This window comes from Streptomyces sp. NPDC021356 (assembly GCF_040641015.1).
In the GTDB taxonomy this organism is placed as follows: domain Bacteria; phylum Actinomycetota; class Actinomycetes; order Streptomycetales; family Streptomycetaceae; genus Streptomyces.
In genome coordinates this window covers 261802-284245 of record NZ_JBFACU010000003.1, presented here as the reverse complement: position 1 = coordinate 284245, position 22444 = coordinate 261802, and the positions used below count along the sequence as shown (strand labels likewise).

15 protein-coding genes are annotated in these 22444 nt (G+C 71.3%); 2 read left to right on the top strand and 13 right to left on the bottom strand.

What is annotated here, in order from left to right:
- Positions 1-88: 88 nt before the first annotated feature.
- The 7 genes from AB0G56_RS05315 to AB0G56_RS05285 all read right to left on the bottom strand — a co-directional run bounded on the left by AB0G56_RS05315 (position 89) and on the right by AB0G56_RS05285 (position 11415).
- On the bottom strand, positions 89-1369 hold the full coding sequence (locus tag AB0G56_RS05315) for a phosphodiester glycosidase family protein (RefSeq protein WP_360963932.1): 1281 nt from the start codon (positions 1367-1369) through the stop codon (positions 89-91).
- Positions 1362-2090, bottom strand: coding sequence for a hypothetical protein (locus AB0G56_RS05310; protein ID WP_360963929.1), 729 nt, complete (start codon positions 2088-2090; stop codon positions 1362-1364). The genes AB0G56_RS05315 and AB0G56_RS05310 overlap by 8 nt, the downstream gene beginning before the upstream one ends.
- The gene (locus AB0G56_RS05305; protein WP_360963926.1) at positions 2087-2878 is read right to left on the bottom strand and encodes a rhamnogalacturonan acetylesterase; all 792 of its coding nucleotides are present in this window, start codon (positions 2876-2878) and stop codon (positions 2087-2089) included. Before AB0G56_RS05305 ends, AB0G56_RS05310 begins: the two co-directional genes overlap by 4 nt.
- Positions 2875-7410: a glycosyltransferase gene (locus AB0G56_RS05300; protein WP_360963923.1), complete on the bottom strand. Its 4536-nt coding sequence runs from the start codon at positions 7408-7410 to the stop codon at positions 2875-2877. Before AB0G56_RS05300 ends, AB0G56_RS05305 begins: the two co-directional genes overlap by 4 nt.
- Positions 7407-8546 (bottom strand): CDP-alcohol phosphatidyltransferase family protein, encoded by a 1140-nt coding sequence (locus tag AB0G56_RS05295; RefSeq protein ID WP_360963920.1) that lies wholly within the window; start codon positions 8544-8546, stop codon positions 7407-7409. Before AB0G56_RS05295 ends, AB0G56_RS05300 begins: the two co-directional genes overlap by 4 nt.
- Before the next feature lie 255 nt (positions 8547-8801).
- Entirely contained in the window at positions 8802-10367 is a 1566-nt protein-coding gene (locus AB0G56_RS05290) for a hypothetical protein (protein WP_360963917.1), read from the bottom strand.
- Positions 10368-10407: 40 nt separating this feature from the next.
- Complete coding sequence (locus tag AB0G56_RS05285) at positions 10408-11415, bottom strand: hypothetical protein (RefSeq protein WP_360963914.1); 1008 nt, start codon at positions 11413-11415, stop codon at positions 10408-10410.
- A gap of 337 nt (positions 11416-11752) precedes the next feature.
- Between AB0G56_RS05285 and AB0G56_RS05280 the strand changes: the two genes are divergently transcribed.
- Entirely contained in the window at positions 11753-12847 is a 1095-nt protein-coding gene (locus tag AB0G56_RS05280; protein ID WP_360963911.1) for an LCP family protein, read from the top strand.
- Between the two features lie 278 nt (positions 12848-13125).
- Positions 13126-13497 carry an NTP pyrophosphohydrolase gene (locus AB0G56_RS05275; protein WP_360963908.1) on the top strand — a complete coding sequence of 124 codons (372 nt, stop codon included), beginning with the start codon at positions 13126-13128 and terminating at the stop codon, positions 13495-13497.
- Positions 13498-13584: 87 nt separating this feature from the next.
- On the opposite strand, the gene AB0G56_RS05270 is transcribed toward AB0G56_RS05275, so the two are convergent.
- From AB0G56_RS05270 to AB0G56_RS05245, 6 genes are all read right to left on the bottom strand, one after another.
- Positions 13585-15108, bottom strand: coding sequence for an amino acid permease (locus AB0G56_RS05270; RefSeq protein ID WP_360963905.1), 1524 nt, complete (start codon positions 15106-15108; stop codon positions 13585-13587).
- Positions 15109-15275: 167 nt separating this feature from the next.
- A complete protein-coding gene (gene dxs / locus AB0G56_RS05265) occupies positions 15276-17207 on the bottom strand; it encodes a 1-deoxy-D-xylulose-5-phosphate synthase (RefSeq protein ID WP_360963902.1) in 1932 nt (643 codons plus the stop codon).
- Between the two features lie 217 nt (positions 17208-17424).
- On the bottom strand, positions 17425-18720 hold the full coding sequence (locus AB0G56_RS05260; protein ID WP_360963900.1) for a sugar ABC transporter permease: 1296 nt from the start codon (positions 18718-18720) through the stop codon (positions 17425-17427).
- The gene (locus AB0G56_RS05255) at positions 18717-19508 is read right to left on the bottom strand and encodes an ATP-binding cassette domain-containing protein (protein ID WP_360963897.1); all 792 of its coding nucleotides are present in this window, start codon (positions 19506-19508) and stop codon (positions 18717-18719) included. Before AB0G56_RS05255 ends, AB0G56_RS05260 begins: the two co-directional genes overlap by 4 nt.
- Positions 19509-19767: 259 nt before the next feature.
- Positions 19768-20877 carry a substrate-binding domain-containing protein gene (locus AB0G56_RS05250; protein ID WP_360964257.1) on the bottom strand — a complete coding sequence of 370 codons (1110 nt, stop codon included), beginning with the start codon at positions 20875-20877 and terminating at the stop codon, positions 19768-19770.
- A 134-nt stretch (positions 20878-21011) separates the two neighbouring features.
- Positions 21012-22211 (bottom strand): ROK family transcriptional regulator, encoded by a 1200-nt coding sequence (locus tag AB0G56_RS05245; RefSeq protein WP_360963894.1) that lies wholly within the window; start codon positions 22209-22211, stop codon positions 21012-21014.
- Positions 22212-22444: the final 233 nt, after the last annotated feature.

The window sequence follows — 22444 nt, the reverse complement described above, 5'->3', positions numbered from 1 at the left end:
GCCCGGCCGGACTCTCCCGGCCGGGCGTTCTGCTCGGGCGGCGATCGGCCCGAAGTCCCCGGGCCGCCTCGCCGCGGGTGACGGGCGGTCAGCCGGGCAGGACGGCGAGCGCGTCGGCCACGCGCCGTTCCGTGGGCGCGGCGTTCCACGCGGCGCGCGGACTGTTGCGCAACTGTCCGCGGAACACAGCGGTCGTCGAACCGCCGCCGTCGAGGTTGAGCGCGTCCACGGCGCCGAGCGTCCGCAGCAGGCGGGCTGCCTCCCGCGGAGTGGCACCGACACTGACGCCGCTTCTCCTGCCGTCGATGGTGACCAGCAGCAGCGTTCCGTCGGCGGTGACGCCGGCCGCGGTCCGCGGTTCGCGGCTCGGCCGCAGGAGACGGAGGGAATCCTCGTCGGGCACCCCGTCACGCAGCAGCCGCGCGCTGCCGCCCACCGCGGTCTCCACCGGCCCGGCCACAGCCTCGCCGTCCACAGTGGTGATGCGCATGGACGCGGCCACCCGCGTCCCGGTCCCGGCGTGCGCGCGCAGCCAGTCGGCACCCGTGCCGGTCCCGTACAGCACGCTTCCCGCTTCCGGCAGCGGGCCACCGGCGGGCGAACGCACCGCGAGGACCGTTCCGTTCGCCGAGAGCAGCGCCTCCCGGCTGCCCGGCGGTCCGGCGGGCGTGTCGGTGCCCCATTCCCGGGTGAAGGAGACGACCTCGTCGGCGTCGGTGCACAGCCCGTTGTACGGCGTCCCCCGCAGCCGTCCGGTCGCGGCGATCCTGTCCCCGCCGACGCCGCCGCAGCCGAGGATGCGCCCCGGAGCCCGGTCGACCCCGTCCAGTTCCCGCCCGGCGCCGTCGGCGGCCCGCAGCCGCCCGGTGGTCGACACCTCGGCCACGCGGGCGAGGAGCCGTCCGCGGGCACGGCCGATCAGGAGCGCGGGGCGGCCGGCCAGCGCCTCGCTCAGCACCGTGCCGTGTTCGGCGTACAGGCCGATCGGGTCGCCTTCGTAGCCGGAGTGGTCACGACCGCCGGCGATGTCGAAGTACGTGCCGTTGACGGCCGCCAGCGCCCCCACCGACTCGGCGAGGTCCCGGACCTTCCGCCCCCGGTTCATGCCGGGCCCCTGGACACCGGTGACCCGGACCCTGGCGTCGGGTGCCACGCTCACGACGCTCAGCCGCACGGGACTGTCCGCGTCGAGCCACCGGGTCAGCTCCCGGTAGCCGAACCCCGCGGGCAGCGGTGGAGCGGACGGCGACGGGACGGCGGACGCCCGCGCCCCGGCGGTGGTGCCGTCCGGCACCGGATGGGCGCTGCAGGCCGCCAGGGCCAGGCAGAGCGCCGTGGCGGCCAGCGCGTTGCGGCCGGTCTCACCCATAGCCCACCACGGCGCCCGGGGACGCGCCGAAGTCGCCGATGTAGACGGTGACCTCCGACCACACGCGGTGTCCCATCTCGTCCTCGAAGGCGAGTTCGAAGCGGTCGTAGCCGAGATGGACGGGGTCCGCCTGGTAGGTGACGCTGCCGTCGGGCAGGCAGGTGACCGCACCGTGCTGGGCGAGGCTCACCCCCATGAAGCGCAGTCCGGGCGCCTGGGTGTGGCCCGCGGGCAGCGCGGCCTGCCCGCCGGGGTGCACGTTGAGGCTCTGGCCCGGCAGCCAGTGCCGCCGCACCCGGAAACCCGCGTCCGAGATCGCCGCGGACGAGATCAGCCGGTCGCCCTGGGTGGGCACCAGGCCGACGACCACCCGGGGCAGCAGCACCGCGCCCTCCTGCGCGTCGTCCTTGATCTTGAGCAGGCAGCTGACGGTGCGCGGTTCGGCGTCGCTGGCGTAGGTGGCGTAGCGGCCGTTGGCCAGGTGGCTCATGCCGCGGTGGCGGACCATGCGCGCCGCCTGGCCGAGGAAGTCGTCGAGCAGATAGCCGTACGTCCGGTACGCGCCTCCCGTGGGCGTGACGGCCAGGGTGAGCGTGATCGCCTGACCGGGCGCGACCGGCACCGACGGGTCGGCGTCGGCGTACAGCTCCAGTGCGCCGCCGATCTGCGGTGACTGAGGGTGTGCGACCCAGGTGCGGGCGATCGGGTACCAGTCGTTCATGAGGGAACCATCTCTGTCTCGTGTGTCGGGCCCACCCGTGACCTGGTGAGGCGCTCGACCACGCGGTCGTCGGCGAAGGCCACGGCCATCTCCGCGACACATGTGTCGAGATCGCGGAAGTACTCGGGTGCGAGAAGGCCCTTGGAGCGCATCTCACGGGCCACGAACCGGGCGCACTCCACCGCCCCGCGGCCACGCAGGTGCGTGTTGTCGGCCACGCCGCGGGGGTAGTTGGGATGCTCGCCGGGCCTCAGGTGGAGGAAGAGGGCGCGGGTGCCCTCCGGGCCCTGGCGGCGCCACTGGGCGATGCTCCACTCGTTGAGGTCCACGAGGGGCACGGACAGGGCCACGGCCAGTTCCCGCATGGCCTCGGGATACAGGCCGAGCGGTCGGCCCATGTTGCCGTGCCGGTCGAAGACCCGGCGCTCGTGGGAGGTGACGAAGACGGGGTGGGCGCCGCGGGCGCGGGCGCCGAGGACGTACCGGCGCAGGAAGTGCTGGTAGCCGCGGAAGGGCTCGGTGAAGCGGCCCTCGGCCCGCTTCATGTCGATCAGGCCGAAGGAGACCAGCATCAGATCGTCCCCGGCGATGTTCCGCAGGATCCAGGAGAGTCGTCCACGCTCCAGGAAGCTGCGCGAACTGGCCCCGGGACGGGCCGCGTTGACCACCTCGGCGTGCCGCAGGAAGATCGGCAGCGCCTGTCCCCAGCCGGCCATGGGCGCCATGCTGCGGGGCCGGCCGGCCACCGTGGAGTCGCCGGCGAGGAAGATCCTGGCGGGGGACGTCATCGGCCCCCCGGCCCCTGGTCGTCCCCCGGACGCCCCATCACGAGCGGGCCGGGCGGTGGGCCCGGGTCGCCTGCCACGGTGGCGTCCATGCTGTCGATCACCTGGAACGCGCGCTCGCAGTTGCGGGTGTCGCGCAGCACGAAGAACTCCTCGGCGCGCTTGCGGTAGCGCGGCTCGACCTGGAAGTCGCGTTCCATGATGGCGACGATCTCGTCCACCGCGTGGTCGACCGTGGCGCAGGCGGGGCCGAAGCCGTCGCGCGCCAGGTCGAAGTAGCCGCGCTTGTAGTGCTTGTTGTAGAAGGTCTCGTCGTCGAAGTTGGTGTAGACGATCGGCTTGCCCATGTAGGCGACGTCGAAGAAGACCGAGGAGTAGTCGGTCACGAGCATCGAGCACTCGCGCATCGCGAGCTGCACGTCGCGTCCCGTGGTGGAGACCGTGATGGAGGGGTGGTCGATGCGGAAGTGCTTGAGGTAGGGCCGGATCTCGTAGTGCGGCATGAACTCCAGTTCCACGTCGTAGTACTGGAGCGCCTTGAGCAGTCGCTCGTCGCGCAGCAGCGCGGAGAAGAAGCGGTAGTACTCCGAGGCCGCGAACGGGATCTCCGGCTTGGCCGCCTTGTTGTACGACGGGGCGACGATCTCGCGCCGCCAGGTGGGCATGACGAGGATGCGCCGGCGGCCCCGCACCGGCTCCAGGGCGTCGAAGCGCGGCAGGCCGGTGGCCGCGACCCGGTCGTAGCCGTAGCCGCAGTGTTCGGCGTAGTAGGCGCGCTCGCTGCGGCCGGTGGTGAGGACCATGTCGACGTTGGTGACCTGCGCGTGGATGGAGCGCACGACGTCGTTGTAGACCACGCCGTGCTGCAGGAACACCCGCTTGTAGCGCAGCAGGTCGCCGTACCCGGTGAGGAACGCCCGCTTGGACAGGCCGGGGAAGCCGAGGTAGGCCTCCAGGTCGTAGGCGTTGACGAGCCTGGTGGCGTGCAGCAGGTACACCCGGTACTTCCAGGACAGGCGGTCCAGGACCCGGCCGTGCGGGGCGACTTTGGCCCGGTCCGCGGCGTCACCGTTGATGGCGTAGTAGACCCGGCGCTTCGGCTCGTTCTGCCGGATCCACTTGAACAGGTGGTAGGAGTTGTCCTGTGCGGTGTCTTCCCGCTCGCCGATGATCCAGATGTCCTTGCGCCGCAGCCACAGGTGGTACAGCCAGTACAGCAGCCGGGTGCGCCAGCCGGGGCGGCCGGGGAGCGCGGACCGCAGCGCGCCGAAGAACCGCTTCGTCCTGTGGGTGGTACGGGGCAGGAGCCCCGCCACCCTGCGTATCGTGATCCGCTCGTCCTCGTCGAGGGCGAGGATCACGGTGGCCCGGCCCGCGCGGTGCACACCCTTGAAGCGGTGCAGCATCTGACGTGCGTCGACCGGATTGTCCAGGTGCCGGTCGCCGTCGTGGACGCGCAGCACGAGAGTGAGGTCGCGGTTGTTCAGCCCGGCGAAGTCCTCCGGACGGGCGACGGCACGCCAGCCGGAGTACCAGTCCCGTTCCCCGCGGGTGCGCCAGCGGTCGCGCCGGTAGACCTGTTCGACGGCCAGGGCGCGCTCGGTGCGGCCGTCGGTGAGGACGAGTTCGATCCGGTTGGTGAAGACATGGCTGATGTCGACACCGGACAGCACCAGCAGGCCCTCGAAGGTGACCCGGCCGGCGTCGGTGTGGCAGGTCTCCAGCACCGTCTTGTGCCGGTCCACGCGCAGCAGCGAGGTGTCGACCCGGTCGGAGGCCAGCCTCCGGTACAGCCCGGTGTCGTCGATGTGCAGACAGGGCCGGTACTCGGGGGCCTGGTGCGGCTCGCAGAACAGGTCGAAGTTCCCGGTCCGCACGGCGTGGTGCTGCAGCCGGGACATCGGGGCCACGGCGTACTGCAGGATCAGGTCGTCCGGGATGCGCAGGTAGACGTCGTGCAGGGTGGGGAAGACACCGGCCAGCTCGGACCGGCTCATGATGCGGTGCAGGTTGCGCAGGTAGGGCTGGAAGGTGCGCACCACGAACCGCTGGGCCAGGCGCGCGGTGCGCGGGTCGAACTTCTCGGCGCGCCCGAGGAGGTGCCGGCACAGCCGCGCCAGTTCCTGCGCCTTGACGGCGTCGTTCCACGGCAGGTCGAACAGCGAGTCGCTGTGTTCCTGGTCGCGTTCGTAGGCGGTGGCCTGCGCGGCGACGGTGACGTGGCGCGCGTGCAGCAGCGCGGGCACGGCCAGCCAGGCGTCCTCGTAGCCCGGCCCGCCGCCGCAGCGCAGCCGCTGTTCGCGCACCAGGCGGGTCCTCAGCAGCTTCGCGCCCAGGCCGGTGGAGAAGACCAGGTACGGGGCGTCCGCCAGGCGGGTCACCGCGGCGGCCTGCTTGCCGAAGTACCGCTTCCACGGAGCGTCGGTGTCCCGGCGTGGTCCGGGGAAGTTGTCGCTGTCGCCCACCGCCACGTCCGCCTTGGCGCCACGGGCGGCGCGCAGCAGGTGGCTGACGCTGTCCTGGCCCAGGATGTCCCGTGCTCGGGCGAACATGACGTAGGGGGCGCTCACATAGCGCAGACCGTGGTCGAAGGCGGCCCTCATGCCCATGGCGACCTGGGTGAGGACCGTGGTGTTCGCGTACCGCGCGGCGAAGGAGGCGAGCCGTGCGGGCGTCGAGTCGGTCGAACCGTCGTCGACGAGGACGACCTGGATGCGTTCGAAATCCCGCTGGGCGGTCAGTGAGCTGAGGAACTCGTAGAGGTTGTACTCGTCGTTGTGACAGTGCACGACGACGGCTGCGCCGTAGTTCTGCGACGGGGAGACGGACTCCGGCAGCCGCCGGTCCGCCCACCACAGCCAGGGGGTGCCGCGGGGATCGGTCTCCTCGCGCTGCTCGCTGGTCTCCTCGCGCAGCGCGAGGTTGCCGCTGACCGTCTCGTAGATCTCGTACGGCACCGAGCCGCCGGTGTAACGCTCGCGTCCGAGGTCGAGGTCGCGCACGCAGACGGTGGTGGTCGCGCGCTGTCCGGCGTGCCGTAGCTGCACGAAGAGGTTCCACACGGCCGGCCGGGCGGCCTTGCCGAGCGTCGCGTCCAGGTCGACGGTGGTGTGGTAGCGGATGAACTCCTCGTCGATCTCCACCCCGGTGACCTTGAACGTGTGGTCGGTCCGGGGGCTGCGGCGGCGCAGTACGGCGGTGAGTTCCACCTTGTCCTTGGGCCGCACCCGGCCGAACTGGTTGCGGATGTACCCGGTGACGTGCAGGACGCCGCCCTGGATCTCCACCCGGGTGGCCTGGTTGAACAGGCGGGCGTCGGCCAGTGGGGTGCCGACCAGGTCGAGTTCGGTGACGTCGAGGAAGCGGTCGGCGTCGGGGCGGCCGAGCAGCGAGGCGGACCAGTACACCTTGCCGTCGCGTTCCACCAGGTCGGAACTGAGGACGCTGCGCCGCTGCGTGTAGTCGGCCACGGACAGCGCCACGTCGACCCTGCCGTGCATCAGCCCGAAGGCCCGCACCCGCTCCAGGGGCCCGCACAGGTCGTAGGCCTCGGCCGGCAGCGAACGCAGGTACGGGCCGGTCGTGCGGACGAAGCCCTCCCGGAAGGCGTCGTCACCGGCGCGCAGTTCGGGGGTGTAGAGCCTGAGGTCGTGCGAGAGGAACTTGGCCGCCTTGTGCGCGACGAGCTGCTGCGCACCGTGGCGGACGAGGTAGTCGTCGGCCCACTGGTGGACCAGCACCCGGTCGCGGATGCTGCGCAGTTCGCCGCGCCGGTTGGTGATGGACGGCGTGTCCGTGTCCCGCTCCCACATCCACCGGTACACGGGGGCGGCGAGCAGGGTGACGGTCCGGGCGCACAGGCCCGCGACCGTGGAGAAGTACGTGTCCTCGAAGTAGACGCCCTCGGGGAAGCGGATGCCGTGGTGGTGCAGGAAGTCGACGCGGTACAGCTTGGCCGCGGCGATCGGATCGTCGAAGAGTTCGGGCGCCGCGGTGAGGCCGCCCCGGATCGTGCGGTCGCTGCCGTACAGCTGCGGCTGCCAGACCGTCGTCTCGTCCTTGCCGAGGTTCACCCTCAGGGCCCGGCCCGCCGTGATCTCGGCGCCGGTGGCGAGGGCGGAGGCGAGGAGCACCTCGCAGGCCTTGTGGGGCAGTTCGTCGTCGGCGTCGAGGAACATCAGGTACTGCCCGAGGGCGTACTCGATGCCGTTGTTGCGGGGCGCCCCGACGCCACCGCTGTTCTGCGGGCGGGGGACGACCCGTACGCGTCCGTCCTTGTCGGAGTAGCCCTGGGCAACCGCGAGGGTGCCGTCGGTGGAGGCGTCGTCCACGACGAGCACGTCCAGGTTGCGGTGCGTCTGGTTCAGGACCGAGCGCAGGGCCCGGTCCAAGGTGGCACTCGCGTTGTACGCGGCGATCACGACCGTGACGGTGTACGCGGCCGGGTCGGCGTGGGCAGCGGTGTCGCCGTACCCGGAGGCGGCCGGATGCGGGACGAGGGCGCCGTGGGCGTCGGTGCCGGGCGGCATGGTCATCTCCAGTGCCCCTCCTGGTCGGACCAGTCGATCCGGACCTGGCGCAGGGGCATGGTCTCGGTGAACACCGGCTGCGGCTGCGGGTAGGGCTGGAAGCCGGGGTCGTCGTCCGGCTCGGGTGCCTGGAAGCGCTCGTCGGCGAGCAGGGCCTGGGCGGCACGGCGCTGGCGGTGACGGCCCCGGTGCAGGTGCTCGGCGATGGTTCCGGCCGAGGCCGGCGCCGGGCTCAGTTCCTCCATGACGCGGGTGAAGTCCCGGGTGGAGAGCCAGAACTTGTACATGATGACCAGCTCGAACAGGAGCAGGAGGGCGGCCGAGACCGCGGTGGTCCACAGGATCCGGCCGATGAGCGGGCCGACGATGAAGATGAACATCTGGAACTCGATGCCGCTGATGAGGTGCGGTCGGATACGGGTGCGCAGCATGGCCCGCCGGATCCGGGTGTACCAGGGGAACTGGCCGCGGAACTGCTCGTGCAGGTCGACCACGTTGGCCGCTCCGGCCTCGGCGCGCAGGGATTCGGCGGTGGAGCCGGGGTTCTCGCGCAGCAGGTCCTCCATGAAGACCAGGGGCGAGCCCTCGGCCCGGGACGCCTGCTCGGCGCGCTCCGCCTCCGCACGCTCCTGGGTGACCTTCTCGATCTTCGTCCGCATCGACATGCGCATCTTGTAGACCTGCAGCGCGTCGACGTAGCGCAGCATGTCGAGGAAGACCACCCCCAGGGCGGCCAGGAGGAAGCGCTCGTCGTCGGTGCGCAGGAACTGACCGCCCATCAGGGCCAGTGCGCAGAACAGCACGCGGATACGGTCGAAGACGTAGTCGAGCCAGCCACCGAACACCGTGCCGTTGCCCTTGAGCCGGGCGAGCTTTCCGTCGATGCAGTCGAGGATGAAGCTCAGGTGGTACAGCAGGGCACCGATGAGCAGGGACTTCTGGTCGCCCTTCAGGAAGAAGCCGGCGGAGCCGAGGCCGATGAACAGGGCGGCCCAGGTGACCCGGTTGGGCGTGATGAACCTGAAGCGGGCCACCACGAGGAGCATCCTGGTCGCCACGGGATCGACCAGGAAGACGGTCCACCAGGCATCGCGCTTCTTGCAGGTCAGTTTTTGGACAGCCCGCAGCGACAGCTTGGCCATAACCCCTCAGACAGGAACGAGACAGGACGGAGTGCCCCGCGGCACCGCGCCTGCCCCAGGGAGCCCGTGAGGGGCCCGCCCGTTGCACAGGACCATCACATGGGCGGCCTGAACTTTAACCAACGCTTCAACTACCTGTCGACCAAATCTTACCTGGTCCTAACAGCGACTTTGATCACAAATTTTCGTTACAACCTTTTGCTAGTTTCGCATTTCGGAAACTTCTGCATCCTTTCGGACAGTCAATCGGTTGATTTAGACCGATTTTGGCGCACTGAACCCCAGGCCGCCCGCTCCCGCCCGGTGCTCGGCCACCAGCAGTCCTCCCCCGGGCGCCGGCGTCGCGACGGCGAGCAGCCCCCTGCGGCTCACCGCCGCGGCCGGCGCCCCGTAAGAGTTCGGCCACAAGTCCTGCCACCACACCCCCGCGTCGGGCCTGCCCTCCGGGTGCGCCCCCACCGCGCACCGCCCGTCCGCACCGCCGCGGGCCAGGACCGTGTACGGCCAGCCGTCCAGGCGCACCCCCGCGACCGCTGCCACCGGGCCCGTCCCGTCGGCGTCACCGAGCGGCAGCGGGTGGGCCTCGCCCGAACGCCAGACGCAGGCCTCGTCGGTCCGCAGGTCGCGAAAGAGCACGGCGCCGGGCTCGGCCCCCGGAGCCAGGGTGCCGGGCCGCGGGGCGAACGGCGGCGTGCGGTCCTCGGCCCACTCACCGTCCGGCCCCAGGTACCGGCGGACCACTCCCGCCGCGTCCCGCGCCCGCCCGTACACCTCGACTCCGCCGTACGGGGTGGACACGGCGACGAGTTCGTCGGCGACCCGGGCTCCGCCCAGGTGCCGCCACGGGGTGAGTCCGCCGTCGGCCGTCCGGCAGCGGTAGCTGATGCTGTGCCCGAAGTTGCGTACGAAGACGAAGAGGTTGCCGGCGGCGTCGAACGCCGCCGCGGGAAAGCCGACTTCGCGCCCCTTGCGCCAGGCACCCGCGTTCGGGCCGCCCAGCGACTCCCAGGGGGCCGGCGGCTCGGACGTACGGTACTGGGCCGCGTGGACGACGTCGACGTCCACCGCGCCGTCGGCGCGGACGGTCCTGCGCAGCGTGAACAGATGCGGCAGTCCGGCCGGATCGGGCACCACCAGCAGTCCCGGCACGACCCCCGCGCCCTCCACGGGTTCCGGACCGCTCCAGCCGCCGCCCGGCACCCGCTGGAAGCGGCGCACGACGCCGGCGGCCGTCGGGACGAAGGCGGTCAGGCGCCCGTCGAAGCCCGCCCACAGCCAGTTCGCCGGCGCCGGATGACGCCGGCAGGCGGTGGCGCCCAGCCGGGGGTCGGCGCGCTCGCGGTGGCAGTCGACGGACACCGGCCGCCCGGTCTCCCGCTGCAGGGTCCGCGCCGCGGCGAGGGCCTGTGCGGCGGCGACGGCGTGTGCGGCCGGGACGCCGTACGACGGCTCGCCGCTCTCCTGGTCGAAGGCGGTGTGGACGGGGTCCGGGTCCAGTGTGTGCACCCGGTCCGGGGCCACGGCCCGCAGCTCGTCGAGCAGAGCGGGGAACACCTGCGCACCCTCCCCCCGCACCACCCTGACGCCGCCGAGCAGACGGCAGCCGCGGTCCTCGGCCGAGGCGAGGGCGCGGTCCAGCGCCGTACGGGCGTCTTTCTCCCCGCCCCGCAGGCAGACCACCGCCACTTCGGCGCCCGGGGGTTGCAGTGCGAGCAGGGGCACCGCGTCCCCGGGTTCCGCGACGACGACGGCGACCGTGTACGCGCCCGCCCCCCCGGCCTCCTCGACGGCCGCCTGCGCACGCTCGGGCCTGCGGGTCACGCCTTCACTCCCCTCGGCACCGGAGTCCGTCCCGGCACGCTCATATGCGGATCCAGTCGCCCAGGACCAGTCCCGGATCGCCGGTCTGACGGGCCAGCGCGAGTTCACCGTCCGTGGTCACGGCGAGCACCACGACACGCCCCTGCGCGTCCCGGGCCAGCGCGGGGTCCCCCAGGCAGGCGACGCCCGTCTCGGTCCACCACACCCCGCCGCGTTCGTCCTCGGCGGGGCAGACACCGAGCACGACCCCTCCGTCCGCGGCACGGTGGGCCAGGACCGTGCACGGATGCCCGTCCAGCAGGGTCGCCAGCGCCGCGTGGCGCCCGTCGCCCGGGTCGCCGCCCAGGGGTACGGGCCACTCACCGGCGCGTACGGCGACGATGCCCCCGTTGTGCACGTCCGTGAGGTACCAGGTGATCCGGCCCGCCGACGTCTCCAGCCCGGTCACGGACCCGGGCAGCGCGGCCACCGGAAAGTCCTGGCCGCGCTCCGGCGCCGCGCCCGGCGCGCCCTGACACCACGTCATGAGCCCGGCCCGCCCGGGTGCCAGGAGTTCGACGCGGCCGGTGGAAGCGACCGCGGCGGCGGGAGTGTCCAGGGCGGCGCTCGCTCCCAGGTCCAGCCACCGCTCCCAGCGCCCGTTGGCGTCCTCGCGCCGCAGTGCGATGCGGCCGTCGGCCGTGGGAGCGAAGACGTGCAGCGTGCCCGCCGTGTCCACCGCGGCGGCCGGTACGCCGGGCAGCTGCTGCGACTTCGCGGTCTGCGGACTGCCGACCTCCCGCCACTCGCTCACCGGACGGCCCGCCTGGTACTGGATGGCGTAGACGAAGTCGACGGCGAGGCGGCCGTCCTCGCCCTCGCGTACCCGGCGGCCCAGCAGGTGCGCGTAGCGATTGCCGCCCTGGACCACCACGAGCCGGGTGACGTCCGGTGCGGGCACGACGTCCGGCCCCCGCCAGTCCGGGTCGCCCGGGCGTCCCTGCGTCCAGCGCAGAACGGCCTGGTCCACCAGCGCGTAGACCAGGAGACGGCCGTCGTGGCCGGGCAACAGCCAGGGCCCCGACCGTACTTCGGGAGACCGGCCGGACACCTGTCCCGGCCCTTGGCCCCCGGCCCCCTGTTCCCCTCGTCCGTGGTCACGCACGGTACCGACCCGCATGGTCCTGCTACGCCCTTCCCCATCCGTGATCCGTCATGTGCGCGATCCGCATACTATTTGTTGCCTGGACGTTTACAAATGCGCCCTATTCCATACAGGATCAGTCACCCCTGGCCTATAGTGCGGCATCGATCGCGCAAAGTACGGACCGGTAGCTCCCCCCACCCGAGTCCCAGCCACACGCCAGTGCCCTGCGGGGCCATGACCGACGAGGACTCGAACCAGGATGAGCCATGTCTCGACGCCCCAGCACCGCGACCCCGAGGCGCCGTCCCGGCGCCGTGGCGGCGAAGACCGTGACCGTTCCAAGCGCAGGCACCGCGGCAGGAACGTCCTCATCGCCCTGGGCGTGCTCGTCGTGGCCCTCGGCGGCACCGGCTACTGGCTCTACAGCGACCTCAACGGCAACATCCAGGGGGTCGACATCGACAAGGCCCTCGGTGACGACCGGCCGCAGAAACTGCCCACCTCCGGCCAGAACGTCCTGATCCTCGGCTCCGACTCGCGGGCCGGCGCCAACGCGGGCCTGAACACCGGCCATGTCTCCGGCGCCCGCTCCGACACCGCGCTGGTGATGCACATACCCGAGGGCCGCACCAAGGCGGTCGGCATCAGCATTCCCCGGGACACGCTGGTCACCCGGCCCGAGTGCACGAAGGCCGACGGCACGACGGTGGCTTCCGCGAAGCGTGTGATGTTCAACTCCATCTACTCCCAGGTCGGTCCGGCCTGCGTGGTCAAGACCGTGGAGAAGATGTCCGGCATCCGGATGGACCACTACATGGAGATCGACTTCGCCGGTTTCAAAGGGCTGGTGGACGCGATAGGCGGGGTGACGGTCACCACCGACAAGGACATCCACGACTCCTCCAGCGGCCTGGACCTGCCCGCCGGCACCCATCGGCTGGACGGCACGCAGGCACTTCAGTTCGTCCGCACCCGGCACGGCATCGGCGACGGCAGCGACCTCGGCCGCATCGGCCTGCAGCAGCAGTTCATGCTGGCCCTGCTGAGCGAGGTCAAGAAGCAGGACCTGCTGGGCAGCCCCACCAAGACCTACAAGATCGCCGACAAGCTCACGGCCGCCCTCACCACCGACTCCGACCTGGCCTCGCTGACGAAGCTCGCCGATTTCAGCCGCAGTCTGAAGGGCGTCGACCCTTCCACCATGGAAACCCTCATGCTGCCGGTGGCGTACGACAAGATCGACCCCAACCGGGTGGTGCCCGCCGAGCCGCAGGACTCGCAGCTGTGGAAGGCGCTCCGCTCGGACAGCAAGATCCCGGCGTCGGCCAAGAAGTCCCCGGCGACCGGGGGCTGACCCCCGGCGGCGACGGGCACGCCTGGCCCGCTCTCATCCGTCGGCGGGCAGGCCGGCCGCCGACCGGCCGCCGGCCGCCGGCGTCGACGCGGATCGGGACGGACGAGCGTCCCTGGGGTCGACCACCGCCGCCGGGACGGCCAGCACCCTCCTCTTCCGTTCCGGAACCGGCTCGGGCCTCGGTACCCCGGTCACCGTCGGCAGCGGCGGCCGGCAGTGGATCGCGGCTCGACTGAACCGCCCACCGGCGCGGCCGCCCGCCGTGCGACCCTGGCCCCATGGACCAGACCCCTCCCCTGCTGGTGATCGTCGACGGTGCCAACGTCGTCGGCTCGGTGCCCGACGGCTGGTGGCGGGACCGGAAGGGGGCCGCCGAGCGGCTGCGGGACCGGCTGGCGGCGGCCGGGGTGCCGCGGGTCGCCCAGCGGGCGGAGATCGTGCTGGTGGTCGAGGGCGCGGCCCGCCACGTCGCCGCCGTGACCGGCGTACGCGTCGAGGCCGCACCCGGCAGCGGGGACGACCTCGTCGTCGAACTCGTGGCGCGGGCCGACGGACGTCCCGTCGTGGTCGTCACGGCCGACCGTGAGCTGCGCCGGCGCGTCACCGCGCTGGGCGCGGAGGTCACCGGCCCGCGCTCCGTACGCGACTGAGCCCCCGCGGCGCGTGCCGTCACCGCGCCCGGCGGCGGCACGGGGCCGCTCCGCCGGGGCGGGCCGTGCGGAGTCCGGACCGGTCGGTCACACGGCGCTGCCCGGCGGCGTGGCCGCCCCGTCGGCCGCAGCGGCCTTCTCCCGCTGCGCCAGGCGGCTGTGCGAGCGGCCGTAGAGGAAGTAGACGACGAAGCCGATCGCCATCCAGATGGCGAACCGGACCCAGGTCTCGGCGGGCAGGTTGAGCATCAGCCACAAGGAGGCGCAGACCGAGAGGACGGGGACGACCGGCACCCACGGGGTGCGGAAGGCGCGGGGCAGGTCGGGGCGGGTGTTGCGCAGGATGATCACGCTGAGCGCGACGACGACGAAGGCGAAGAGCGTGCCGATGTTCACCAGTTCGGCCAGGACGCTCAGGCTGGTGAAGCCCGCCACGACGGCGATGACGACGCCGAGCAGGATCGTCGGGCGGTAGGGGGTGCGGAAGCGCGGGTGGGTGTGCGAGAAGAAGCGGGGCAGCAGTCCGTCGCGGCTCATCGCGAAGAACACCCGGGCCTGGCCCAGGAGCAGGATCATGCACACCGTGGTCAGGCCGACGGCGGCGCCGAAGCTGATCAGGCCGGCGAACCAGGGGTGGCCGGTGGACTTGAACGCGTCGGCGAGCGGCGCGTCCACGGACAGCAGGTTGTACTTCTGCATGCCGGTCACGACGATCGACACGCCGACGTACAGCGCGGTGCAGATGATCAGGGAGCCGAGGATGCCGCGCGGCACGTCGCGCTGCGGGTTGCGGGTCTCCTCGGCGGCCGTGGCGACGACGTCGAAGCCGATGAAGGCGAAGAAGACGACGGAGGCGGCGGTGAAGATGCCCATGAGGCCGAAGTTCGAGGGCGCCCAGCCGACCATGAGCTGGATGAGCGGGGCCTTGAGGCTGCTGCCGGCGGGCACCGGCTGCGGTTTCGGGACGAACGGGTGGTAGTTGGCGCCCTTGATGAAGAACGCTCCCGCGATGATCACGACGAGCACGACGGCCACCTTGACGGCGACGACCACGGTGGTGACCCGTGCGGAGAGCTTCATGCCGACGACGAGGATGGCGGTGAGGACCAGGACCAGCGCGGCGGCCAGGATGTCGAAGCCGAACCCGGAGGCGCCGTCCCGGCCGCCGAGGTACGCGGGCAGGTGCCAGCCCGCGTTGTCGAGCAGCGAGTGGATGTAGCCGGACCAGCCGACGGACACCACCGCCGTGCCGAGCGCGAGTTCCAGGACCAGGTCCCAGCCGATGATCCAGGCGGGGAACTCGCCGAGCGAGGCGTAGGAGAAGGTGTACGCCGATCCGGCGACCGGCACGGCGGAGGCGAACTCGGCGTAGCAGAGCGCGGCGAGGGCGCAGACCACGCCGGCGACGACGAAGGAGAGCGCCACGGCGGGGCCCGCGGTGTTCCTGGCGGCCGTGCCGGTGAGGACGAAGATGCCGGTGCCGATGATGACGCCGACGCCGAAGACGGTCAGGTCGAGGGCGGACAGGGACTTCCGCAGCGCGTGCTCGGGTTCCTCGGTGTCCTTGATCGACTGCTCGACGTTCTTCGTCCTGAACAGCGAATTGCTCACGGGCCTACCTCCCACGCTTGTCGCCTCGACCTGGCTCGACGTGATCGAGAGGGCTGGGGATGCGTATGCCCCGGCACTGGCAGGTTCACGCAGAAGGACCGGTTCCGCCACCCGTAGGAGGGGGCGGAACCGGTCCTTCTGGGACGTGGTCCCGGGGGCCGGCCGGTTCAGTCGCGCGCGGGCTGCACCGCCGCGTCCACCTCGGCGGCCGTCCGGGAGAAGCGGCCGTCCAGCTCCGAGACGAGGCCGGTCACCTGACGGGCGATGTCGGGCGCGGTCAGGCCGATCTCCGCCATGACCTCGGCGCGTGAGGCGTGGTCGAGGAAGCGCGGCGGGATGCCGAAGTCGCGCAGCGGCACGTCCACGCCGGCGTCGCGCAGCGCCTGGGCGACGGTCGAGCCGACACCGCCGACGCGGGAGTTGTCCTCGACGGTGACGACCACGCGGTGCCGTTCTGCCAGCGGGGCCATGGCCTCGTCGACGGGCTTGACCCAGCGCGGGTCGACCACGGTCGCGGAGATGCCCTGTTTGTCCAGGAGCGCCGCGATCTCCAGGCACATCGGGGCGAGCGCGCCGACGGAGACGAGGAGGACGTCCGGGGTGTCGGTGCCGGGCTCGCGCAGCACGTCCATGCCGCCGACGCGGCCCACGGCCGGTACGGCGGGGCCGACGGCGCCCTTGGAGAAGCGGACCACGGTGGGCGCGTCGTCGACCTGTACGGCCTCGCGCAGCTGGGCGCGGACCTGGTCGGCGTCGCGCGGGGCGGCCAGCCTGAGGCCCGGCACGACCTGGAGGATCGACATGTCCCACATGCCGTTGTGGGAGGCGCCGTCGGTGCCGGTGACACCGGCCCGGTCCAGGACGAAGGTGACACCGCACTTGTGCAGGGCGACGTCCATCAGCACCTGGTCGAAGGCGCGGTTGAGGAAGGTGGCGTACACGGCGAAGACGGGGTGCACGCCGGCGTGGGCGAGGCCGGCCGCGGAGACGGCACCGTGCTGCTCGGCGATGCCGACGTCGTAGACCCGGTCGGGGAAGGCCTTGGCGAACTTGTCCAGGCCGACCGGCTGGAGCATGGCCGCGGTGATGGCGACGATGTCCTCGCGCTCCTTGCCGAGCTTCACCATCTCCTCGCCGAAGACGGAGGTCCAGTCGGCGCCGGAGGCGGCGATCGGCAGCCCGGTGTCCGGGTGGATCTTGCCGACGGCGTGGAAGCGGTCGGCCTCGTCCTGGAGCGCGGGCTGGTAGCCGCGGCCCTTCTCGGTGAGGCAGTGCACGATGACCGGGCCGCCGAAGCGCTTGGCGCGGGTGAGGGCGGACTCCAGTGCCTCGATGTCGTGGCCGTCGATCGGGCCGACGTACTTCAGGCCCAGGTCCTCGAACATGCCCTGCGGGGCGATGAAGTCCTTCAGGCCCTTCTTGGCGCCGTGCAGCGTCTCGTACAGCGGCCTGCCGACGACCGGGGTGCGCTCCAGGACCTCGCGGGTGCGGGCGAGGAAGCGCTCGTAGCCGTCGGTGGTGCGCAGGGTGGCGAGGTGGTTGGCGAGGCCGCCGATGGTGGGCGCGTAGGAGCGCTCGTTGTCGTTGACGACGATGACGAGCGGGCGGTCCTTGGCGGCGGCGATGTTGTTCAGCGCCTCCCAGGCCATGCCGCCGGTCAGCGCGCCGTCGCCGATGACCGCGGCGACCTGGGCGTCGCGCCCCAGGATCTGGTTGCCCTTGGCGATGCCGTCGGCCCAGCCGAGGACGGTGGAGGCGTGGCTGTTCTCGATGACGTCGTGCTCGGACTCGCCCTGCGCGGGGTAGCCGGACAGGCCGCCCTTCATCTTCAGCTTCGAGAAGTCCTGGCGGCCGGTGAGCAGCTTGTGCACGTAGGACTGGTGGCCGGTGTCCCACAGCACCTTGTCCTTGGGCGAGTGGAAGACCCGGTGCAGGGCGATGGTCAGCTCCACCACCCCGAGGTTGGGGCCGAGGTGACCGCCGGTCTTGGACACGGCGTCGACCAGGAAGGTCCGGATCTCCTGCGCCAGCTGGTCCAGCTCCTCCATGCTGAGCCGGTCCAGATCGCGCGGTCCCCTGATGCGGGTCAGCAGCGGCACCCGTGCCTCCTTGCAGTAGAGCTGATCGAGCTGTTGCCGGGCTCGTCGAGTCTAATGTTCCGCCTGAGCGCCCCGTGGCCGGGCGGTGGGTCATAGGTCACGCGAACGGCTGTACCCCGGCGCGGGCCCTTCCATGGCACGGCCGCGACGGCCGTCCCCGAACACCTGCGCCCGGCACCGCGTCGGCGCCGGGCACAGGTGTTCGGGTCGGTCGCGGTCAGGCGCGGCCGGCCGTCTTCTGGGTCTTGCGGGTGACCGAGTCGATGACGACCGTGGCCAGCAGGACCGCCGCGGTGATCATGTACTTCACCGGCTCGGCGATGGACTCCAGCTGGAGGCCGTACTGGATCGAGACGATGACCAGCACACCGAGGAGCGCGTTCCAGGTGCGGCCGCGGCCGCCGAAGAGGGACGTGCCGCCGATGACGGCCGCCGCGATGGCGTTCATCAGCAGGTCACCGGTGCCGGCGCTCTGGTTGGCCGAGGCGATCTTGGAGGCCAGGAAGAGGCCGCCGATGGCCGCGAAGCCGCCCGAGATGCCGAAGACGGAGATCCGGATCGCGGTGACGTTGATGCCCGCGCGGCGGGACGCCTCGACGCTGCCGCCGAGCGCGAAGATCTTGCGGCCGAAGGCGGTGCGGCGCAGCAGGAAGTCGGAGCCGATCAGGAACACCAGGAAGATCACCGTGGCCAGCGGCAGACCCTTGTACTGGTTGTACATGTAGGCGGCGGCGAAGGAGATCACGGCGAGCAGCACGGTGCGCAGGACGGTGTCGCTCAGCGGCCGGGACGGGATGCCCGCGGCCTCGCGGCGCCGGTTGCCCAGGAAGGAGGTGACGAAGAACACCACGACCACGATCAGGGCCAGCCCGTAGGCGGCGGCCACGTCCGCGAAGAAGTACGTGGTCAGCTTGCCGATCAGACCGTCGCTGTCGAGGTTGATGGTGCCGTTCTCGCCCAGGATCTTGAGCATGAAGCCGAGCCAGAACAGCAGGCCGGCCAGGGTGACGGCGAACGCGGGCGCGCCGAGCACCGCGAAGAAGAAGCCGTGGGCCGCGCCGATGGCCGCGCCGGCGGCGACGGCGATGAGCACCGCGGCCCACTCGGGCCAGCCCTGGTTGACGGCGAGCACGGCGGCCAGGGCGCTGCCGGCGCCGCTGACGGAGCCGACGGACAGGTCGATCTCGCCGAGCAGCAGCACGAAGACGATGCCGACGGAGATCATGCCCGTGCCGACCATGGTGACGGTGATGTCGCTCAGGTTCTGCGCGGACAGGAACTGGGAGTTGAGGCTCTGGAAGACGACGCAGATCACGATCAGGCCGAGGATGACCGGGAGCGAGCCCAGTTCACCGGCCTTCATCTTCCGCTTGAACTCGCCGACGTATCCCGCGAGGCCCTGCTCGCGCACCAGCAGGCGCGGGTCGACCGCGGTCACCGCGGCGGCCGCGGCCTCGGGGGCCTCGACGGCCTGCTCGTCCTGCGCGCCGGCGGAGGTCTTGTCGATGCTCACTTGGATACCTCCCCGTTCGCGCGCGCCGCACGGCGGGTCACGGCGTTGTCGGTGGCGCCGGTGATGGCGGAGATGATCTCCTCCTGCGAGGTCGTCCTGACCTCGAAGACGCCGTTGTTGCGGCCCAGGCGCAGGACGGCGACCTTGTCCGCCACGGCCTTCACGTCGGCCATGTTGTGGCTGATGAGGATGACGGCGTGGCCGCGCTCGCGCAGCCGCTCGACCAGGTCGAGCACCTGTGCGGTCTGCTCGACGCCGAGCGCGGCGGTGGGCTCGTCCAGGATGACCAGCTTGGGCTCGCCGAGCATGGACCGGGCGATGGCCACGACCTGGCGCTGGCCGCCGGAGAGCGAGGCGATCGGGATGCGCACGCTCGGGATGCGGATCGACAGGGTGCGCAGCAGTTCCTGGGAGCGGCGCTCCATCTCGACCTCGTCGAGCACGCCGAACCGCTTCAGTTCGCGGCCCAGGTAGAGGTTGCCGACGACGTCGATGTTGTCGCACAGCGCGAGGTCCTGGTAGACGGTCGCGATGCCCAGGCTCTGGGCGTCGTGCGGCTTGTTGATCTGGACGCGCTTGCCGTCCCATTCGATGGCGCCCTCATCGATGGGGTGCACGCCGGCGATCGTCTTGACCAGCGTGGACTTTCCGGCGCCGTTGTCGCCCACCAGGGCGACCACCTCACCGGAGTGGACCTCAAGCTCTACGTCGGTGAGCGCCTGAACGGCACCGAACCGCTTGGAGACCCCGCGCAACGCCAGCACGGGCGTAGCGGACACGTGAACCATCTCCTTCGCCGCCTGACCCGGCGGGAGGTTGTGCAGGAATGCTGGGTGGGTGGGTCGGGAGCGACCCGGGGATGTTCCGTCCGGCGCCCCGCACCGAGCTTGCGGGGCTGAATGGTGCGCGGGGCGCCGGCGGAGCCGTGGGGCGGCCGGGGTCCGGTGCGGGAGGCCTCTGCCGAGGCTGTTCCGTACGCGGGCCGGGGGGTGGGCCGCCGGTGCGCGGAGGGGACCGGGCCGCTGTGCGCGGTCCCGGCCGGGCCGCTTACTTGACGCCGTACTTGTCGCAGTCGGCCTTGTACTTGCCGGTGCAGATCTGGGCGGCGGTGTAGAAGCCCTCCTTGATGACCGTCTGGTTGACGTTGTCCTTGGTCAGGGAGATGACCGGGACCAGCAGCGCCGGGACGTCCTTGGCGCTGTCGCTGTTCACCTTGGTCTTGGCGATGGAGTCCAGGCTGGTGCCCTTGGCGAGGGCGACCGCCATCTCGGCGGCGACGTTCGCCTCCGTCGGGTAGGACTTGAAGATGCTCATGTTCTGCTCACCCGCGAGGATGCGCTGCACACCGGCGAGTTCGGCGTCCTGGCCGGTGACCGGGACGTTGACGCCCGCGGCCTTCAGGGCGGTGATGGCACCGCCGGCCATGCCGTCGTTGGCGGAGTAGACGCCCGCGATGTTCTTGGCGCCGATGGCGGAGATGGCCGCCTCCATCTCGGAGTTGGCGTTGTCCGGCGACCACTCCTTGGTGTCGTACTCCTTGGCGATGGTCACCTTGCCGTCGAGGGCGGAGTGCGCGCCCTTCTTGAACTGGGCGGCGTTCGGGTCGGTCACCGAGCCGTTGATCATGACGATCTTGCTCGACTTGGTGGCCTTGGCGCCCATGGCCTTCAGCAGCGCCTCGCCCTGCGCCCTGCCGACCTCTTCGTTGTCGAAGGTGGTGAAGGCGTCGATCGGGCCCTCGGCCAGGCGGTCGTAGGCGACGACCTTGATGCCCTGGTCCTTGGCCTTCTGGATGGAGTTCTTGATGGCCTTGGCGTCGACCGCGTCCACGATGAGCACGTCCACCTTGTTGGTGATCATCGTGTCGACCTGCTGGCTCTGCAGGTTCGCGTTCTGCTGGGCGTTGTTGTAGAAGACCTTGGCCTTGTTGTTCGTCAGTTCCTTGACCTTCTTCTCGATCAAGGGCTTGTCGAACTGCTCGTACCGCGCGGTCTTGTTCTCCGGCAGCAGGAGACCGACCTTGATGTCGTCGCCCTTATTGGCGGCGGGGGCGGACGACTTGGAGGAGTCGCTGTCCTTGGACTCCTTGGCACTGCCACAGGCGGCGAGCGAGACGGCCATGGCACCAGCGGCAACGGCGAAGGCCGCACGACGCATACGCGTGTTCACTTCCTCAAACCTCCCTGACGAGGCCGCGTCGTTGCGGCCGAGGTGGCTGGAAGTCAACTCGGCCACACGTGCGACGTCAAGAAGTAAATCCTTAACGAGATGACAACGGTGCCATACGTTGTCTAAGTGAAGGCAGGGGCCGCCACCGTCATAGTGCCGTCCAAAAGGGTGGAATCGCCCATCTCGCTGAGCGCGAGGGCGAGCGCCCCCAGCACCTCGGCACGGCCGCCAAGTGCCCCGGGGAGCAGGGAGAGTTGGCGCGCCGCGCTGGGAATGGCGTAGCGGCCCACCGACTCCCGGATGGGACCGAGGACCAGCTCGCCCGCCTCCGCGAGATCACCGCCGAGGACCACCCGGCTCGGGTTGAGGAGGTTGCAGAGATTGGCGACTCCGCTGCCGACGTGCCGGCCCACGTCGGCGATCACCCGCCGGCACCCGGGGTCCCCCTCGCGCGCCAGCCGGACGACGCCCTCCATGGTCAGCTCGGTGCCGTGGCTGGGCCGCAGCAGCGGCAGCACGTACCGTGCGGCGGTGAAGGTCTCCAGGCAGCCGCGGTTGCCGCAGCGGCAGACCGGGCCGGACTCGTCGAGCGTGATGTGCCCGATCTCGCCGGCCGTGCCGCCGGGCCCGCGGTAGATCTTCCCGTCGATCACCAGGCCGGCGCCCACACCGCTGGCGATCTTGATGTACGCCAGGTCGCGCACCCCGCGCCCGCTGCCCCACACCAGCTCGCCCAGGGCGCCGAGGTTGGCGTCGTTGTCCACGTGCACCGGCACGCCGAGGCGCCCCCGCAGCTCCTCGGCGGGCTTGATGCCGCCCCAGCCCGGCAGGATGGCCGTGGAACCCAGCGTGCCCGACTCCACGTCGATGGGGCCCGGGACGCCGAGGCCCACCCCGGCGATCTTCGAGCGGTCCACGCCGGTCGCCACGATCAGGCGGTTGACCAGCTGCTTCGCCCGGTCGAAGCCCTCGCCGGCGGAGGCGTCCACGTCCAGCGGCTCGGACTCCTCGGCGAGCACCTGGTGGGCGAGGTTCCCGATCGCGACCCGCAAATGGGTGTGCCCGAAGTCGACGCCGATCACGATCCCGGCGTCCCCGCTCAGGGAGACGCTGCGCGCCCGGCGGCCCCCCGCGGACGTGGGCGTGACCTGGACCGTCCCGCCGTCCTTCAGCTCCCGCACGATGTTGGAGACCGTCGCCGCGGACAGACCCGTGGTCCGCGCGATCTCCGCCTGGGTGAGGGATCCGGCAAGACGCACGGCACGTACGACCCGCTCCAGGTTGGCTCGGTGCAGTGACGACTGCGACCCTGGAGTCTCCACGACGACCTCCTGAGCGCGGGGCCGCTTCGGCGAGGCCCCGTCCATGTCCAACAAGTGAACTCTAAGATGAGCCGTTCGGGTTGCCTCCCGTCAAGAGGTTGAACCATTTCCGGGTACACGAAACGGCACGGAGACCTGCGGTGACACGCCGGACCCGTCGCCGCCGCGGGGTGCGGGGGCACGCGGAAGCCGCCCCCGGCGGGCCGGGGGCGGCTGGGATCGGCGGGGTCCCG

Excerpts from the sequence above, each read along its gene's own strand:
- AB0G56_RS05250 (WP_360964257.1), bottom strand. The coding sequence starts at position 20,877 with ATGCGTCGTGCGGCCTTCGCCGTTGCCGCTGGTGCCATGGCCGTCTCG.
- AB0G56_RS05305 (WP_360963926.1), bottom strand. The coding sequence starts at position 2,878 with ATGACGTCCCCCGCCAGGATCTTCCTCGCCGGCGACTCCACGGTGGCC.
- AB0G56_RS05315 (WP_360963932.1), bottom strand. The coding sequence starts at position 1,369 with ATGGGTGAGACCGGCCGCAACGCGCTGGCCGCCACGGCGCTCTGCCTG.
- AB0G56_RS05275 (WP_360963908.1), top strand. The coding sequence starts at position 13,126 with ATGGACCAGACCCCTCCCCTGCTGGTGATCGTCGACGGTGCCAACGTC.
- AB0G56_RS05280 (WP_360963911.1), top strand. The coding sequence starts at position 11,753 with ATGAGCCATGTCTCGACGCCCCAGCACCGCGACCCCGAGGCGCCGTCC.
- AB0G56_RS05300 (WP_360963923.1), bottom strand. The coding sequence starts at position 7,410 with ATGACCATGCCGCCCGGCACCGACGCCCACGGCGCCCTCGTCCCGCAT.
- AB0G56_RS05255 (WP_360963897.1), bottom strand. The coding sequence starts at position 19,508 with ATGGTTCACGTGTCCGCTACGCCCGTGCTGGCGTTGCGCGGGGTCTCC.
- AB0G56_RS05295 (WP_360963920.1), bottom strand. The coding sequence starts at position 8,546 with ATGGCCAAGCTGTCGCTGCGGGCTGTCCAAAAACTGACCTGCAAGAAG.
- AB0G56_RS05310 (WP_360963929.1), bottom strand. The coding sequence starts at position 2,090 with ATGAACGACTGGTACCCGATCGCCCGCACCTGGGTCGCACACCCTCAG.